General features: G+C 43.5%; 14 protein-coding genes. 4 read left to right on the top strand and 10 right to left on the bottom strand.

The genetic code is table 11. The features are described from left to right. The first annotated feature begins 128 nt into the window (after nt 1-128). Both AC3CIA_RS02615 and btsR read left to right on the top strand, forming a co-directional pair. Nucleotides 129-1,799: a LytS/YhcK type 5TM receptor domain-containing protein gene (locus AC3CIA_RS02615; protein WP_488518473.1), complete on the top strand. Its 1,671-nt coding sequence runs from the start codon at nt 129-131 to the stop codon at nt 1,797-1,799. Between the two features lie 105 nt (nt 1,800-1,904). Beyond that, entirely contained in the window at nt 1,905-2,636 is a 732-nt protein-coding gene (gene btsR / locus AC3CIA_RS02610; protein WP_488518472.1) for a two-component system response regulator BtsR, read from the top strand. Between the two features lie 123 nt (nt 2,637-2,759). On the opposite strand, the gene ispH is transcribed toward btsR, so the two are convergent. From ispH to murJ, 6 genes are all read right to left on the bottom strand, one after another. Then, nucleotides 2,760-3,716 carry a 4-hydroxy-3-methylbut-2-enyl diphosphate reductase gene (gene ispH / locus AC3CIA_RS02605; protein WP_488518869.1) on the bottom strand — a complete coding sequence of 319 codons (957 nt, stop codon included), beginning with the start codon at nt 3,714-3,716 and terminating at the stop codon, nt 2,760-2,762. A gap of 196 nt (nt 3,717-3,912) precedes the next feature. Further along, complete coding sequence (fkpB, locus tag AC3CIA_RS02600; RefSeq protein ID WP_012603277.1) at nt 3,913-4,344, bottom strand: FKBP-type peptidyl-prolyl cis-trans isomerase; 432 nt, start codon at nt 4,342-4,344, stop codon at nt 3,913-3,915. A gap of 194 nt (nt 4,345-4,538) precedes the next feature. Beyond that, nucleotides 4,539-5,039: a signal peptidase II gene (lspA, locus tag AC3CIA_RS02595; RefSeq protein WP_004735054.1), complete on the bottom strand. Its 501-nt coding sequence runs from the start codon at nt 5,037-5,039 to the stop codon at nt 4,539-4,541. A 161-nt stretch (nt 5,040-5,200) separates the two neighbouring features. Next, on the bottom strand, nt 5,201-8,059 hold the full coding sequence (ileS, locus tag AC3CIA_RS02590) for an isoleucine--tRNA ligase (protein ID WP_488518471.1): 2,859 nt from the start codon (nt 8,057-8,059) through the stop codon (nt 5,201-5,203). Between the two features lie 63 nt (nt 8,060-8,122). After that, nucleotides 8,123-9,058, bottom strand: a complete 936-nt coding sequence (gene ribF / locus AC3CIA_RS02585) for a bifunctional riboflavin kinase/FAD synthetase (RefSeq protein ID WP_017077722.1) — start codon at nt 9,056-9,058, stop codon at nt 8,123-8,125. 70 nt (nt 9,059-9,128) lie between these two features. Continuing rightward, nucleotides 9,129-10,691, bottom strand: a complete 1,563-nt coding sequence (gene murJ, locus AC3CIA_RS02580) for a murein biosynthesis integral membrane protein MurJ (protein WP_065207270.1) — start codon at nt 10,689-10,691, stop codon at nt 9,129-9,131. 251 nt (nt 10,692-10,942) lie between these two features. Here murJ and rpsT point away from each other — a divergent pair, with 251 nt between their 5' ends. Continuing rightward, nucleotides 10,943-11,203: a 30S ribosomal protein S20 gene (gene rpsT, locus AC3CIA_RS02575; protein WP_012603273.1), complete on the top strand. Its 261-nt coding sequence runs from the start codon at nt 10,943-10,945 to the stop codon at nt 11,201-11,203. A gap of 407 nt (nt 11,204-11,610) precedes the next feature. Here rpsT and AC3CIA_RS02570 read toward each other — a convergent pair whose 3' ends face one another. Then, nucleotides 11,611-11,904, bottom strand: coding sequence for an ArsR/SmtB family transcription factor (locus AC3CIA_RS02570; protein ID WP_004735028.1), 294 nt, complete (start codon nt 11,902-11,904; stop codon nt 11,611-11,613). A 99-nt stretch (nt 11,905-12,003) separates the two neighbouring features. Further along, nucleotides 12,004-12,894, bottom strand: coding sequence for a transcriptional activator NhaR (nhaR, locus tag AC3CIA_RS02565; protein ID WP_004735027.1), 891 nt, complete (start codon nt 12,892-12,894; stop codon nt 12,004-12,006). 390 nt (nt 12,895-13,284) lie between these two features. On the opposite strand from nhaR, the gene AC3CIA_RS02560 reads away from it, so the two are divergent. Next, nucleotides 13,285-14,430, top strand: coding sequence for a Na/Pi symporter (locus AC3CIA_RS02560; RefSeq protein WP_004735026.1), 1,146 nt, complete (start codon nt 13,285-13,287; stop codon nt 14,428-14,430). Between the two features lie 337 nt (nt 14,431-14,767). Here the strand turns inward: AC3CIA_RS02560 and AC3CIA_RS02555 are convergent, their stop codons facing one another. Then, nucleotides 14,768-15,244, bottom strand: coding sequence for a hypothetical protein (locus AC3CIA_RS02555; RefSeq protein WP_488518470.1), 477 nt, complete (start codon nt 15,242-15,244; stop codon nt 14,768-14,770). 217 nt (nt 15,245-15,461) lie between these two features. Next, nucleotides 15,462-16,856, bottom strand: coding sequence for a winged helix-turn-helix domain-containing protein (locus AC3CIA_RS02550; protein ID WP_488518469.1), 1,395 nt, complete (start codon nt 16,854-16,856; stop codon nt 15,462-15,464). Between the last annotated feature and the right edge of the window lie 75 nt (nt 16,857-16,931).

The raw sequence follows: 16,931 nt of genomic DNA, 5'->3' as shown, positions 1-16,931 counted from the left end.
GTACATCAATATTGGTATCTCCGCCTGAAAAGCAATCGCAACTCGATATAACCAACGAAAACACAAGCAAAGCTACCGTTACCAAGCAATGAGCTTTACACTTAACAAGCGTCTCAATAGGTGAAAATATGGAACTCATTCTCTCTCTGCTGCAACAAACCTGTGTCTACTTAGTGATTGCTTACATGCTCAGTAAGACTCCACTGATTCTCCCTTTGTTGAGCATCTCTTCGCGCTTAAGTCATAAAATAAGCTGCTACGTTCTGTTTTCCCTGTTCTGTATTATGGGCACCTATTTTGGCTTACAGATCAATGATGCCATCGCCAACACGCGCGCGATGGGAGCGGTCATGGGTGGTCTGTTTGGTGGTCCGGTTGTCGGCTTTGCGGTCGGTTTTACTGGCGGTATCCATCGTTACTCTTTGGGTGGGTTCACCGATCTAGCTTGTGCGATTTCAACCACAGCAGAAGGCTTGATTGGCGGCCTATTGCACGTTTACCTAGTGAGAAAGAACAAAGCCAGCCAGCTGTTTAATCCATTGGTGGTTTTCTCTGTTACCTTGTTTGCAGAGATTATTCAGATGCTAATTCTTTTAGCGGTCGCGAAACCATTCGAGCAATCCTATGCTCTGGTTTCTGATATTGCCGCACCAATGATCATTGCTAACTCTGTGGGTGCCGCATTGTTCATGAGCATCATCCAAGACAGGAAAACCATCTTCGAGAAGTATTCGGCAACTTTCTCACGCCGCGCATTAACCATCGCCGAGCGTTCAGTGGGTATTTTGCATGGTGGATTCAATTCGGATAATGCGCAAAAAATCGTGCGTATCATTTACGAAGAGACCAATGTTGGCGCAGTGGCGATCACCGACCGAGAAAAAATCCTAGCGTTCATCGGCATTGGTGATGAACACCATATTCCGAACACCCCTATTTCATCGCAGAGCACGCTCACTTCGATGGAACAGAACGACATCATCTACCTTGATGGCAAAGAGAATCCATACCAATGCTCCCTTTCGCAGGATTGTAAGTTAGGCTCCGCGCTAATTATCCCGTTAAGAGCAGGAAACGAAGTCATCGGAACCATCAAACTGTATGAGCCAAAGTTGAAACTATTCTCGACCATCAATATGTCGATGGGTGAAGGTATCGCTCAACTATTGTCGAGCCAGATCCTGTTTAGTAATTATCAACAACAGCAAACGCTACTTACCCAAGCAGAAATAAAACTGCTGCACGCTCAAGTGAACCCACACTTCTTGTTCAATGCGCTTAACACCATCAGCGCAGTGACACGTCGCGACCCAGATAAAGCTCGGGAGCTAATTCAGCATCTGTCTCACTTCTTTAGAAGTAACCTGAAGCAGAACATCAACACTGTAAAACTCAAAGATGAACTGGCACACGTTAATGCGTATCTAACCATAGAGAAAGCACGCTTTACCGATCGATTAGAAGTGGAATGGGATATCGACCCACAACTGTATGAGTCGCAACTGCCAAGCTTTACCCTGCAGCCACTGGTTGAAAACGCCATCAAGCATGGTATTTCAAACATGTTGGAAGGCGGCCAAGTGAAGATCTATAGCGAAGCCTTCGAGGGTGGATTTAAGCTGATCGTGGAAGACAATGCAGGCAACTATCAAAAGCCTTCTCAAGACCATGTCGGTTTAGGGATGGAAATTGTTGATAAACGACTCACTAATTTCTTTGGACAAGATTCAGCACTAAAAATAGAATCTCAACCACAGCAATTCACTCGAATGAGCTTTATCATACCTATACTAAAATAAAGGTATTTTCGGAGACGAATCGCTCCGAGTTGAAACATTTAGAAGCAGACATTTAAAAGATAAGCGTAAATCAAGCAGGGATAGAACCAAGATGAAGATTGTAGGATGTTAAAGGCATTAGTTGTCGATGATGAGCTTTTTGCTCGCGAAGAACTGATTGAACTACTGACCGAAACCGGAGAAGTGGAAATCATCGGCCAAGCAAGTAACGCGATCGAAGGACTTAAACAGATCAATCAGCTCAAGCCTGATGTGGTGTATTTGGATATCCAAATGCCGCAGGTTACCGGGATTGAACTGTTAAGCATGCTTGATCCAGATACCATGCCTTACGTGGTATTCGTCACTGCCTACGACCAATATGCAATTCAGGCATTTGAAGATAACGCTTTTGACTACCTACTCAAGCCGGTTGAACCTTGTCGATTAAACAAGAGTGTTTGTCGTCTGAATAAGGTCATCAAGCAGAACCACAAAGCGCCGGAACAAGACATCTCTGCCATTGCTCCTTGCCGTTTAGAACAGATCCCATGTATCGGCCATAACCGCATAGTGATTATGGCAAGCCAAACGGTCGAGTGCGCTTATTCGGATATCAGTGGTGTGCATGTTCGTAGCTCCTCACAAACGGCGACCTCACAGTTAACGCTCAAGATCTTGGAAGAAAAAACCGATTTGATCCGTTGTCATCGACAATATTTGATCAACATAAAATCAATCCAAGAGATCAAACTGTTGGAAAATGGATTAGCGGAGATCATCACAGTGACTGGTTTTAAAGTGCCTGTCAGCCGTCGCTACCTCAAGACACTGAAAGAGCTACTCGGTCTCCAGTAACCCGTTCGAAACTCGACAACCGGCTCCAAAGCACGATCAAAAAAGCCAACGCATCAACGTTGGCTTCCTGCTGTTTACAAATCGATAGAGTTACGAATCGATCTTGTCACACATCAATAGTGATTAGTCGACTTGCTTAATCTGCAGCTCTTTCGGTACTTCGAAGAACATGTTCTCTTCACGACCTTGAATCTCTTCAACCTCGGTAGCACCCAGCTCACGAATACGATCTAAGATTTGGTTTACCAACTCTTCAGGAGCAGAAGCACCGGCTGTTACACCGATTTTCTTTTTCCCTTCAACCCATTCAGTTTGAATGTCTTCAGGGCAGTCTGTTAGATAACCTGGCGTACCGAGCTTCTCAGCTAGCTCTTTTAAACGAGTTGAGTTCGATGAGTTCTTAGAACCAACAACTATCACCACATCAACATCACCGGCCATCTCACGAATTGCGTCCTGACGGTTTTGAGTCGCGTAGCAGATGTCGTCTTTACGTGGGCCTTGGATCTCAGGGAACACGCGGCGTAACTCTTCAATCACATCAGCAGTTTCATCAACGGACAATGTGGTTTGGCTAACGTAATGCAAGTTACTCGGATCGTTTACCACTAAGTTCTGTACGTCCTCTGGTTTCTCAACCAAGTACATTCCACCGGTTTTGCTAGCGTACTGACCCATGGTGCCTTCCACTTCAGGGTGACCCGCGTGACCAATCAGTACTACTTCCATATTCTTGCGGCTCGCACGAGCAACCTCCATATGGACTTTGGTTACCAAAGGACACGTTGCATCAAATACGGTGAGTTCGCGCTCTTTCGCTTCTTTACGAACGGCTTGAGAAACACCGTGAGCAGAGAAGATCACGATGTTATCGTCTGGCACTTCACTTAACTCTTCGACAAAAATAGCACCACGTTGCTTTAGCCCTTCAACAACAAAGCGGTTGTGTACCACTTCATGACGAACATAAATCGGTGGCTGGTACATTTCGAGTGCACGCTCAACAATACTGATCGCACGATCGACACCGGCACAAAAGCCACGAGGGTTAGCTAACATTATTTTCATTTCATTGCTCATCATTTACCGCGGTACTAAGGTTGCTTCTATAGAGTTCGCTGTCAGCGAGGCTCGCATTCTACAGTGAAGCGCCTAGACAGTGAAGCTCTGGGTTACATCACAGCGGTAAGGTGATGTTATTCAACCGTCAAGATAGCGATTCTAACGTTAAGATAGTTATTCTAACGCTAAGATAGTTAGTCCACCGCTAAAATAGTTAATCCACTGCTAAGATGTTGACGTCAAACGTAACGTCTTGGCCTGCTAATGGATGATTAAAATCAACCGTCACTGAATCACCCGCGATCTCAGTGATAATACCTGGGATTTCCATACCATCAGGACCTGAGAAAGCCATAATAGTGCCAACTTCGACTTCAGAATCGCCAACAAACTTAGCACGATCCATATGATGGATATGATCTGGATTTGGCATACCAAAGGCGTCTTGCGCCTTCAATTCGATAGACTTTTCAGTCCCCGTTTCAAGACCAATCAGGCACTGTTCAAAGTTCTCACTTAGGCTGCCATCACCCATAACGAACTTCGCAGGCTTACCCATATTTTCGGTGCTATCGGCAACTGAACCATCCTTCATTTTAATCGTAAAATGTAGAGTTACTGCTGAATCATTTTTAATTGCTGCCACGTTACTTTCCTTAGATTTCTTTATTATTTGAGGATGCGCTGTGCTTTGCTTCCTTGTTGACTGAAGCATAAAAAAAAGCGCCGTCGGAATCAACCGACAGCGCTTAGGGCTATTCTATTCTGTGAGTCATAGACTGACTTTAGGGCAATCTATTTAAAAGCGATTTACTTAATACTCATTAATGCTTGAGTCGCCTATTTACTTTCATCTTTCTTGCGAAAGCCATCTAAGATAATCATCGCAGCACCGATACAGATCCCCATATCAGCCAAGTTGAATGCAGGCCAATGGTAAGTACCCCAGTAGAAATCTAAGTAATCGACAACAAAGCCGTGTACTACTCGGTCAAATACGTTACCTACCGCGCCACCAATGATGATCGCATAAGCAATGTTATTCCACTTCTCTGCTGCAGGTAGTTTACTCATCCAGTATGTCAGCATGCCAGTTACCGCAAAGGCGATACCAGTAAACAACCAACGTTGCCAGCCACTCTGATCGCTCAGAAAGCTAAATGCTGCACCATAGTTATGGACATACAAAAAGTTAAAGAATGGTAACACCTCAATACGGTTTGCCCAGCCATAACCCATATTGTCCATAACGAATAGTTTGATGCCAATATCTGCAAGGAAGACCAACAGAGCCAGCCATAACCAACGCACACCAGATTGTTTTAACGAAACTTCACTCATTTCTATTCCTAGTATCTACTCAGTCAAATCATCTCATTATCCACTCTCAAGAATAAACACGAGAAGTCAGCTTGGTTAAACACATTTCCTATAATTAAAAATAACCCCAGTTGATACTGGGGCTATTATTTTTACAAAAAGTTCAGTCTTTCTCTGAGTCGTTATGCGAACTTACGCACTTCGCCTTCACCGTCGATGTTCGACACACAACGACCACAAATTTTCTCGTGACCTTCGATTGTGCCTACATCTGGAGTGTGGTGCCAGCAACGGTCACACTTCTCAGCTTCAGTTGCTGCAACTTCAACGTATAGGCCTGCAACGTCTGTCGCTTGAGCTGTATCAGACTTATCGCTAAGCGGCTTAACAACAGCAGCAGAGGTGATAAGTACGAAACGTAGCTCATCTTCTAGCTTGTTGATTTTAGCAGCAAGTGCGTCGTCAGCGTATAGAGTCACTTCAGCCTGCAATGCACCACCGATCGTTTTCTCTTTACGAGCATCTTCAAGAAGCTTGTTCACTGCGCCACGAACTGACTGGATTTCAGTCCAGAATTCGTTGCTTAGCTCTTCGTCATCAGCAAGACCAAATAGGCCTTCGAACCACTCGCCAGTGAATACAAACGTGTCGCGTTCGCCAGGCATCTCGTTCCAGATTTCATCTGCAGTGAACGACATGATAGGCGCCATCCAACGAACTAGAGCTTCTACAATGTAGTAAAGCGCCGTTTGACAGCTACGTTGAGCATGGCTGCCCTGTTTCGCTGTGTACTGACGGTCTTTAATTACGTCTAGGTAGAAAGAACCCATTTCGATAGAACAGAACTGCATTAGACGTTGAGTTACACCGTGAGTGTTGTACTCACCGTATGCTTTAACGATCTCTTCTTGTGCAGCTTGAGCACGGCCAACAGCCCAGCGATCAAGTGCGACCATTTCTTCAGCAGGTACTAGGTCAGTTTCAGGGTTGAAACCGTTCAAGTTCGCTAGGAAGAAACGAGCCGTGTTACGAATACGACGGTATGCATCAGCAGAACGCTTAAGGATCTCGTCAGAAACCGCAACTTCGTTAGTGTAATCCGTAGAAGCAACCCATAGACGTAGAATATCGGCGCCTAGCTTGTTGGTTACATCTTTAGGAGCAACAACGTTACCGATAGATTTAGACATCTTACGGCCGTTACCATCAACCACGAAACCGTGCGTTAGTACTTGCTTGTATGGTGCTTCGTCTTTCATCGCGATAGATGAAATCAAAGATGACTGGAACCAGCCACGGTGTTGGTCAGAACCTTCAAGGTAAAGATCAGCACTGTGCGTTCTTTCTTCATTCGGGAAGTTGTACTCTTCACGTGAATCCACAACAGAGAAGTGCGTTACACCTGAGTCAAACCATACGTCTAGCGTATCAAGTACTTTCTCGTACTTGTCAGCGTCTTCAGCACCCATCAGTTCAGCAGCATCTACATCCCACCAAGCTTGAATCCCTTTTTCTTCCACAAGCTTCGCTACTTTTTCAATAAGAGCAGGGCTTTCTGGATGAAGTTCTGACGTTTCTTTGTGAACGAATAAGGCAATAGGTACACCCCAAGTACGTTGACGAGAGATACACCACTCAGGACGACCTTCAACCATACCTTCGATACGGCTTTGACCCCATTCAGGCAACCACTCAACACTCTTGATTGACTCTAGTGCTTTCGCACGTAAGCCAGCTTGATCCATAGAGATGAACCATTGTGGTGTTGCACGGAAGATGATTGGAGTTTTGTGTCTCCAACAGTGTGGGTAGCTGTGCTCGTAAGCATGGTGATGCAATAGTGCACCTTTCTCTTTTAGAACTTCTAAAACAGAATCGTTCGCTTTGAATACATGCTGACCAGCGAATAGCTCAGTATCTGGCAGGTAAACGCCATTTGAACCTACTGGGTTAGCGATTTCTAGGTTGTATTTCTTACCAACCACGAAATCCTCTTGACCGTGACCAGGCGCAGTGTGAACCACACCAGTACCTGAATCCGTTGTAACGTGATCGCCAAGAACGGCAGGAACAGTAAAGTCGTAGAACGGGTGGTTGAACTGAGAAAGCTCAAGATCAGCACCAGTAGCAAAACCAAGATTATGGAAGTGCTCGATACCTGCACGATCCATAACGTCTTTTGCTAGTTCAGAAGCAACAACGATACGTTGAGCTGGCTGTTCGCCATTAGCTTCAACTTGGATAAGTACGTATTCAAGATCATCACGTAGACATACTGCGCGGTTCGCCGGCAGAGTCCATGGTGTTGTTGTCCAGATAACGATAGAGATTTCGCCTTGACCAGCGTGGCCTTCAGCTAGAGTAAATTTCTCTAGAAGAGCCGCTTCGTCAGCTGCAGAAAATTTCACATCGATAGATGGAGAAACTTTATCTTTATATTCAACTTCAGCTTCAGCCAAAGCAGAACCACAGTCAGTACACCAGTGAACTGGTTTGAAACCTTTAAGAAGGTGACCTTTGTCTGCGATTTTGCCTAGAGAACGAATGATGTTCGCTTCAGTGCCGAAATCCATAGTGCGGTAAGGTTTATCCCACTCGCCCATGATACCAAGACGTTTGAAGCTCTCTTTCTGACCTTCAACTTGGCCCGCAGCGTACTTACGACACTCTTCGCGGAATTCAGCAGCCGAAATCTTCTGACCAGGCTTACCTTTCTTCTTCTCAACCATTAACTCGATTGGAAGACCGTGACAGTCCCAACCTGGGATGTACGGTGCATCAAAACCAGAAAGGGTCTTAGATTTGATAATAATGTCTTTAAGAATCTTATTCAGCGCGTGGCCAATGTGAATGTCGCCGTTCGCGTATGGAGGGCCATCATGCAGCACGAAAGATTTTTTACCTTTCTTTGCCTTACGGATTTCACCGTAAAGGTCTTCTTTGTACCAACGCTTAAGCATTTCTGGTTCACGATTTGCCAGATTGCCACGCATTGGGAACCCTGTTTCTGGTAAGTTCAGGGTATCTTTATAATCACTCATCGATTCTTAATTCCGTTATATTGGGCGAAGTTAGACATTATGTTAATCGGTGGAATCATCCGACTAATTCTTTAGCTGAAGCAGCCACACCCTTGCGGCTTCAGCATCCAATTCTATTTGATTCTTTAGTGCGTCGAACGATTCAAATTTTATCTCGTCGCGCAGTTTGTGCAAAAGTCGTACTTCTAACTGTTTACCATATAAATTGGCTTTAAAGTCAAAAAAGTGCACTTCTAATTGCTGCCTTACACCATTAACCGTTGGTCGTTGTCCAATATTAGCAACGCCACCGACAGGAACACCGTCGATATCCAATGCTTCAACAACATACACTCCCGATACAGGAGAAACACAACGTTTTAATGGAATGTTAGCGGTAGGGAAACCGATAGTTCTCCCTAATTTACGACCATGAGACACACGACCACTAATACTGTAGTCACGCCCTAACATGGTAGCACTTGCAGCCAAATCATCGACCGCTAGTGCATTCCGTATCTCAGTACTGCTTACTCGTAATTGATTTAAGCAATAGCTTTGGGTGCTTACCACCTCAAAACCATATTTTTCACCCGCTTCTTTAAGCATCGCGAAATTACCTGTTCGACCTTTGCCAAAGCAAAAATCGTCACCAACCACCAAGAATTTCACACCAAGCTTATCAACCAAAAGATCCTTAATGAATGCTTCTGCGGATAAGCTTGCAAAATACTGATTAAAATTCACACACAACAATCGACTGATATCTAGCTTACTCAATTGCACATATTTATCTCGTAAGCGAGTTAAACGTGCTGGCGCTTTACCTCGGGCAAACAGCTCCATAGGCTGTGGTTCAAACGTCATGACAACAGAAGGGAGCCCTAATGCTGCAGCTTGTTTAGAAACCTGACTCAGAACCTCTTGATGTCCTAAATGAACACCATCGAAGTTACCTATGGTTAATACACAGCCATGATGCTGCGCTTTAATATTGTGTATACCTCGGATCAGTTCCATTATGATCAGCTAAAACCTGTTATTTGCATCATTTATTGTGTGAAACCGACGGATTATATACTAATCAGTATTAATCTGTCGCTGCTTTTAAATGTTTTACTCGGATACCTAAAATCAGTACCGAAACAATATAAACAAAGCCACCAAGTCCAATCAAGCCTGTTAATGTCAGCGCTCTCTGGCTAAAGCTCCATTCAAGCCAATGTTGCATATTATCCAACTGCCATAAAATCGCCGCGACCATCACTACGCCAGAGATAATCAATTTGGCACTGAACAACAAGGTTGTCTTAGATAATTGATACACACCAGCAAGATGTAATCCACGATACAACAAGGCCATATTCACAAAGGCAGACAATGCCGTCGCTATCGCCAAACCAACATAACCATAGAAATACGCAAAAATCGCGTTGAACACCATGTTGGTGACCATGGCGATAATACCGTACTTCACAGGGGTTTTAGTATCTTGGCGAGAGTAATAGCCCGGAGCTAACACTTTAATCAGCATGAAGTTAAGCAAACCCGATGCGTAAGCAACCAATGACATTGATGCTTGCTGTACATCATGTGGCGAAAACTCACCACGCATGAAGAGCACCATCAGCATCGGCTTAGCTAACACTATCAGGCCTAACATCGCAGGAATGCCAAGCAGCAACACCATACGCACACCCCAGTCCATTGTGTGCGCAAACCCTTCACCTTGAGCTTCAACGTGTTTACGAGACAAAGCAGGAAGAATGACAGTCGCAATCGCAATACCGAATAGACCTAGTGGGAATTCAAGCAGTCGGTCTGAATAATACAACCAACTGATCGAACCGGTCGCTAGGAAGCTAGCAATAAAGGTATCAAACAATAAGTTAATTTGGCTGACCGATACACCGAACAGAGCTGGGATCATTAGCGTGCGGATCTTTACAACACCCGGATCTCTCCAGCCCCACTTCGGCTTAACCAGAACACCCGCTTTTATCAAGAAAGGCATTTGGAAAAGGAATTGGACTAAACCACCAAGAAACACACCGATTGCCAAGCCAATTTCAGGCTGTTCTAAATTAGGAGCAAGAAACCAAGCACAAGCAATGATCATTACGTTCAAGAACACAGGCGTAAATGACGAAACCGCAAACTTACCTAATGTGTTAAGAATGGCACCAGATAAAGCAACAAAGGTAATAAACCATAAATAAGGAAAGGTAATCTTGAGCATAAAGCTCGCCAGCTCAAATTTAGGGGCTGCTGGGCCGTCATTCAACCAGTCGATAAACCAACCCGCACCAAACATCGCAGTGATCACACCCGAGCCCAAGACTCCGATAACGGTCACTATAGACACTAAAACCCCGAGCGTACCCGACACTTTAGCAATTAAATCTCGTGTCTTATCTTTATCACCTGCGGCGTGATATTCTGTTAATACAGGAACAAACGCTTGAGAAAACGCACCTTCTGCAAAAAGTCGACGTAAGAAATTAGGAATTTTATTAGCGAAGAAAAATACGTCGGCACTCGCTCCTGCTCCCATCAAATTTGCTACTACTACATCACGTACTAGCCCCAACACACGGGAAACAAAAGTCATTGCACTGACAATCAGGCCTGACTTTAATAGTCGTTTACTCACAGAAACCTCTGACACTGGTTGATTACTTTCAAGCAAGGATAAATACTATCCTGTCCTTAGAAGCATAATTATTAGCATTGGTCTAAAAATGCTGTTAGAATCCCCGCCATCTTAACCGCGATGACCTTTCCATACCAAAATTTGTTTTGGCTGAGATTGGTTTTTGCACAAATCATTTGACAATTAAGCGCCTATGAGGGATAGTCCTCGCCCTTAAATTGTCACCGAACTAAGTTTTTGGGAGTTAGACCTTGGCAAACAGTAAATCTGCTAAGAAGCGCGCTATCCAAGCTGAGAAACGTCGCCAGCACAATGCTAGCCGTCGTTCTATGATGCGCACTTACATGAAAAAAACTATTGCAGCTATTGAAGCTGGCAATAAAGAAGCTGCAACTGCTGCTCTTGTAGAAGTTACACCTCTTCTAGACCGCATGGCGACTAAAGGCCTTATTCATAAGAATAAAGCTGCACGTCATAAGTCTCGTTTCGCTGCTGCAATCAAAGCTCTTTAATAGAAATTTGATTACAACGCAAAACGAAAAAAACCGGCCTCGGCCGGTTTTTTTATATCTAAATTTTGAGTAACACAGCGATTTTTCTTACTGAACATTACTTAGCTTACTTAAAAGCACGTGGTTTGCCGACAGACACCAGCTTACTAAAAGGCATTTGGCTAACTGACACGCATTTGCTTACTAAAGGTATATCGCTGACTACAAGATATATCGCTGACTACAAGATATATCGCTGACCGATAGACAACTAAGCATATAAAAAACAGACAACTAGAAAATAAACAGACAAGAAAATAGATAAATAGGTAGGTAAATAGATAGGCACTAACATTCGACATGAAATACTGACACTTCCTTGTGTCATTCTATCACTGATAAGAAATCCCCCTCCTACCAGCAATAAGCTACTTGCAGTAAATACCATGCAGTAGGTTAATCATCGCTTTTACTTCTTCACTGCTCAATGTGTAATACACAGTTTGAGCTTCTTTGCGAGTTTCGACCAAACCATCTCTTCTCAACCAAGCAAGATGTTGAGATAAAGCAGACTGACTCAGTTCCAACTTGCCACACAACTCCCCAACTGACAGTTCAGTACCATGTAATAGGCACAAAATCTGTAAGCGACGCTCGTTGGCCATGGCTTTGAGTAGAATCACAGCTTGCGCTGAGTTCTTCTCCATCTCTTTTAAGTTCATAGTTTGGCTCCCTACAACCTTTACACCAACTACGGCTATTAGTATTTCCGGCATATGGTGGCGTTATGATAATCGATATCAATTCATTAACAAACCGCCTCACTCGAACAATTTGCTAAAATCTGCGTCACATACATTTTTTACTGCTGGATGTTGGATCATCCTCTCAGCAAATATGACGTAGTACTCCTCTTTTAACTCTTCAATACCAACCAATAACTGCAGTGATGAATCCTCTTCAACTTCAGACATATAAAGCGTAGGCGCTAAGAAGATAGCGTCATCGTGATAACGAGCAAAGGCCTTCATCAATGCCGCGTCATCAAACTCACCCAAAATATCGGGTTTAAGTCCTTGTCTATCAAACCATTGCAGCACTTTACGCCCCATCGAGGTTCGACTTCCTGGGATCAAAAGCTTTCTTTGCTCTAATACAGCCGGGAAGCTAACACCTTCAACCTTACCCGAACTGAAAAAACTCATTCCACTCTCACCCAACTTCTTACTAAACAGGCCAGGACTTTGACTAGAATCCACCGGACAGTCAGACAAGATCATATCGAGCTTATGTTGAGATAATTGCTCAAGTAGCATTTCATGGGTCGATTCAAAGCAGCGTAAATGAATACTGTTATCTGGGGGAATAGTCGACATCAGAATCTTGCTAACAAGCCTTTTAGACAGCGCATCTGCAACACCAACATCAAACAGAATATTGGAGTGCTGGCTGTAATTCACTATATCCAACATCTCGTAGCTCAGGCCAAACATACGATCGGAATATTTAAAGACTAGCTGTCCAAGCTCTGTAGGCTCAACACTGCGACCATTGCGCTTGGTCAACTTGCCATCCATACGCTCTTCTAATGCTTTTATCTGACCTGTTACCGTTTGTGGTGTTAGGAATAGAGCTTCTGCTGCTTTAGTAACAGAGCCTTGCTTGCAAACCATCCAGAAGTAATAAAGGTGGTTATAGTTGAGGTGCGACATAGATGTGCCGTAATAAAAGAGTAGATACCCTTGTTATATCAAATATGACACCTTCGCTCAACAAACTCGGAAAAACCTAACCAAACTAGTTATTACCACTTATTTTTTCGAAGTGTCTGATTTCATAATGTAATATTTCAGCAATTATTTTTAATTTTTCTCTAACTTTTAAGATCTATATCACCTATCAAAAACACGAATAAAACCCTATAAAAACAACAAGTTAAACCAACACCATTTCAAGACCAAATATTTAAAGGGCAAATCATCACAAAAAAGTCTCACCTAAACCAAAATGTAATATTACTGAAATATTTATTCTCTAACATCACGCTCAGATTAAACAAACAGACCAAACACAGACTTAAACGGTCCAATGGAGAAAACATTATGAACCAAGCTACTACTGCAGCAGCGCCTATCTCGAGCACAACTCGTTGGCTACGCTGGGCTAACTTGGCATTCATGCTTTACCTACTATTACTTTCAGTTTCAATGGTTGGTACAGGCTTCAAATGGGCAACAGGCGAGCAAGCAAAGGTTCTTTTCGAATTTGCTTCACACCCAGTTGCAGGCTTAATGATTGGTTTAGTGGCAACAGCACTTATTCAATCATCAAGTACAGTTACTTCAATTATCGTTGGCCTTGTGGCAGGTGGTTTACCTGTTGAGCTAGCAATCCCTATGATCATGGGTGCGAACATTGGTACTACAGTAACCAATACGCTAGTTAGCCTTGGTCATGTTCGTTGTAAAGATGAGTTCAAACGTGCATTCGCAAGTGCGACGATTCACGACTTCTTTAACCTATTAGCTGTTGCTATCTTCCTACCACTAGAGATGGCGTTTGGTATTCTAGAGAAGATTTCTCACTGGTTAGTATCACCGATGCTAGCAACAGGTGATATGAGCATGGGTGGTCTTAACTTCATCAAGCCAATCACTAAACCAGTAGTCAGTGCGATTAAAGAGCCACTATCGACATTTGGCGACACTGTTGGCGGTATCATGCTTATCGTTCTAGGTATAGCGACTATCTTCGTAGCTATCACGGTAATGGGTAAGCTAATGAAGAGCCTGATGGTGGGTCGTGCTCGTGAGATTCTAAAGAACGCAATCGGTCGTGGTCCTATCCACGGTATCGCTTCTGGCTCTATCGTTACTATCCTTGTTCAGTCTTCTTCTACGACAACAAGCTTGATGGTTCCACTAGTAGGTTCAGGTGTTCTTAAAGTACGTGACGTTTACCCATTCACTCTGGGTGCAAACATCGGTACGTGTATTACCGCGCTATTAGCAGCGACAGCAGTATCTGGTGAGTTCGCAGTATTCGCACTACAAATTGCTCTAGTACACTTGGTGTTCAACATCATGGCAACGGTATTCATCTTTGGTATTCCGTTCCTACGTGAACTACCAGTAAAAGCCGCTGATATTATTTCTGACATGGCTGTGAAGAATAAATCTGTAGTGGCTGGTTACCTTATTGCGGTATTCCTTGTACTGCCTGGTACCGTGTTAGCACTGACGGCTTAATCGCTAAATAATTAGATAGCTTAACCGCTAACAAGACACATCGCTTATAACAAAGCCCGCAACCTCCTAGGTTACGGGCTTTTTCTTTTTAAGAGCAGATGAGGGAAGAAAAAAGCAGATACGGGATGCGAGTGAACGAGTAACGAAGAGCTAAAAGCAGATACGATATTCGGGTAAACGAGTAACGAAAAGCGACTGCCTCTCATTATCTGCGTTTTGATATTTCGTATCTTACTGACTCAAATCTAAACACGTTCTTCGTATCCCGCATCTCGTTTACTCGTATCTAGCTACCCTTCGTATCTCACATCCCGTTTATTCACATCTAAAAAACCACTTACTTACCCTGCTCGTTACGAAGGTACATAATGGCAACCATGCCAAAGCCGATAAATTGCCATAAATACTGCCCGTCGCTTGCGCCAGTGATGGTTTGAGTGAAAGCCATACAAGCAGTCACAAACAAAGAAGCGAAAGCAGCATAGAGCAACCACGGACGCTCTTTACCCACCATGAACTCACCTGCAAGTACCGAACGGATAACCAGTAAAAACGGCACACATTGCAAAGCAATCAAAATAGGGAACATAAAATCGAATGTTGGACTCAGTAGAGCATGACCGATTTGGCTCTTATCCCAAGTTCCTACAATATAGCCTTTCCAGCCAGCCCAAGTGTCACCTGAATAAGCGGTATCTGGCGTAATAAAGCCAAGCACAACGCCCATCACTTTATCGATAAAGCCATTTTTGAACCAAAAGACGAATAAGAAGATCTGAATTGGAATGATCTGAAAAGCAAACTTCTTCAACATGTGTGTACCCCAAATAATTAATGATTTGGTTACCAGTATGTGGAAGTCGATGTTTTTACGCTTGATGCAAGGCAATCGAGCCTAAGTCCAAACAATAATCAAACATGTTGAGAAGCCTGTTGGCACAAGGAAACCTTGCGGAAGAGCCGTTACTATTAGCGGTAACTCAACGTCTTCACTTCAGAGAGAATTTTGTGGTTTAGGAAAGGTTTGTTTTTTATAAAGATTCAATAAGATCAAACAGTTGGCCATTATACTCTTTTTTCACTTCGGTATAGCGCTGATAGTTGTATTGCGAACCTTCGGGATTATCCGACAGCTTGTCAGCCACACTAAGTAGATAAAAACTGATTGGGCTCGGTGTACTTTCGGCCGCGTAAAAAAGGTAAGGGAAAGCTTGATTGGCATGTTGGTTAATTAACAATGCAAGACCCAAGGTAAGATTAGCGATGTCACAACGTGGGTTCATCTCGAAGGCTTGCTTTGCCAGTTGCAGTGCATGTTCGCGATCTTCTTGCTCATGACTTTGCAAATAAGCCAAAGATTCCGAATACGACAATAAGGCATTGACCAAATAATTGTCTCTTCCTTGCTGTTGAATCGTATCCAACTGAAGTGCGATATCTGCAAATGGCTGTCCACCTTTGCCTTGGTAGAAAAGCGATATTCCCTCTGAAATAACCTTCCAATCATCGTAGTTATCAATAGCGGTCACTCGATGACTGACTACGCCGTATTCTGAACTCATAGGGGCAATTATGGCTTTAATCTCAAGAATCACATCCCCAATGGCATCAAAGAAGTTGTCTTGGCTAAAGCTCTTTTCCACTTTCTGGCTTTGATTGGGCTGGCGGTTGTTTTGTATCAGCACGCTCAGTACATAGTCACCGCCCTTTTTCTTGAGCCAACCTTTAAGTTCGACACCATTATTGGCAAGTGATTGCTTGCCCTGTTTCGATAGCTGAGAGAAGTGGTAACCCGATAAGTTTTTAGCCGAATTCAATCCATAGAAAAGATAGTTGTATACACTTTCCGACATCTCATAATCGTCCGCAGAATCGAGCGTAATATCATGGATATAAACGGGAATCACATTACTTTGATTAGCGGCAATACCCACAGTGTCATTGGTTGGGACATCGTTTTTCCATGCCAAAATTGCGATCAAACCGAACGCTAATACAGCGGTTGTAATAAAGGCGATAGTTCTATTTTTGGTCTTAGAAACAACAACTTTGGTTTCAGGTGGGAGTATATCTTCTACAGGAGTAGTCTCAACGCTAGGCTGAATTATCTCAATATCAAACAGATAACCTCGCTTAGGAATGGTTTGAATGATGCGATACGGACGTGCTTTATCCAGAAGCTGACTACGCAATAAACTGATGACCTGTCTGACCAAGTTGTCAGACACTTGAGTTCTTTGCCACACATCAGCAGCTATCTGCTGAGTGCTCACGACTTGCCCGCGATTTTCGATGAAATAGCTGAGCAACTTTGCCTGTAATGGCTCTAAATGAATCGCTTCACTATCAACCACCAACTGATTTTTGTCAGGGTAGAAAGCAATAGGAAAGTCGTGTTGCAATACAAAGCAATGCGAGCGAGTCATAGTAGTTCTGTAGTTAGAAAAGACCACTCAAGATTATTGGTTTTACAAATAGTAAGCAAGCCAAGCATCAGAAAT

The organism is Vibrio sp. QJM3NY_27 (assembly GCF_057785955.1).
Note: the sequence above shows the minus strand (reverse complement) of the source record. Positions and strands in the feature narration are given on the sequence as shown.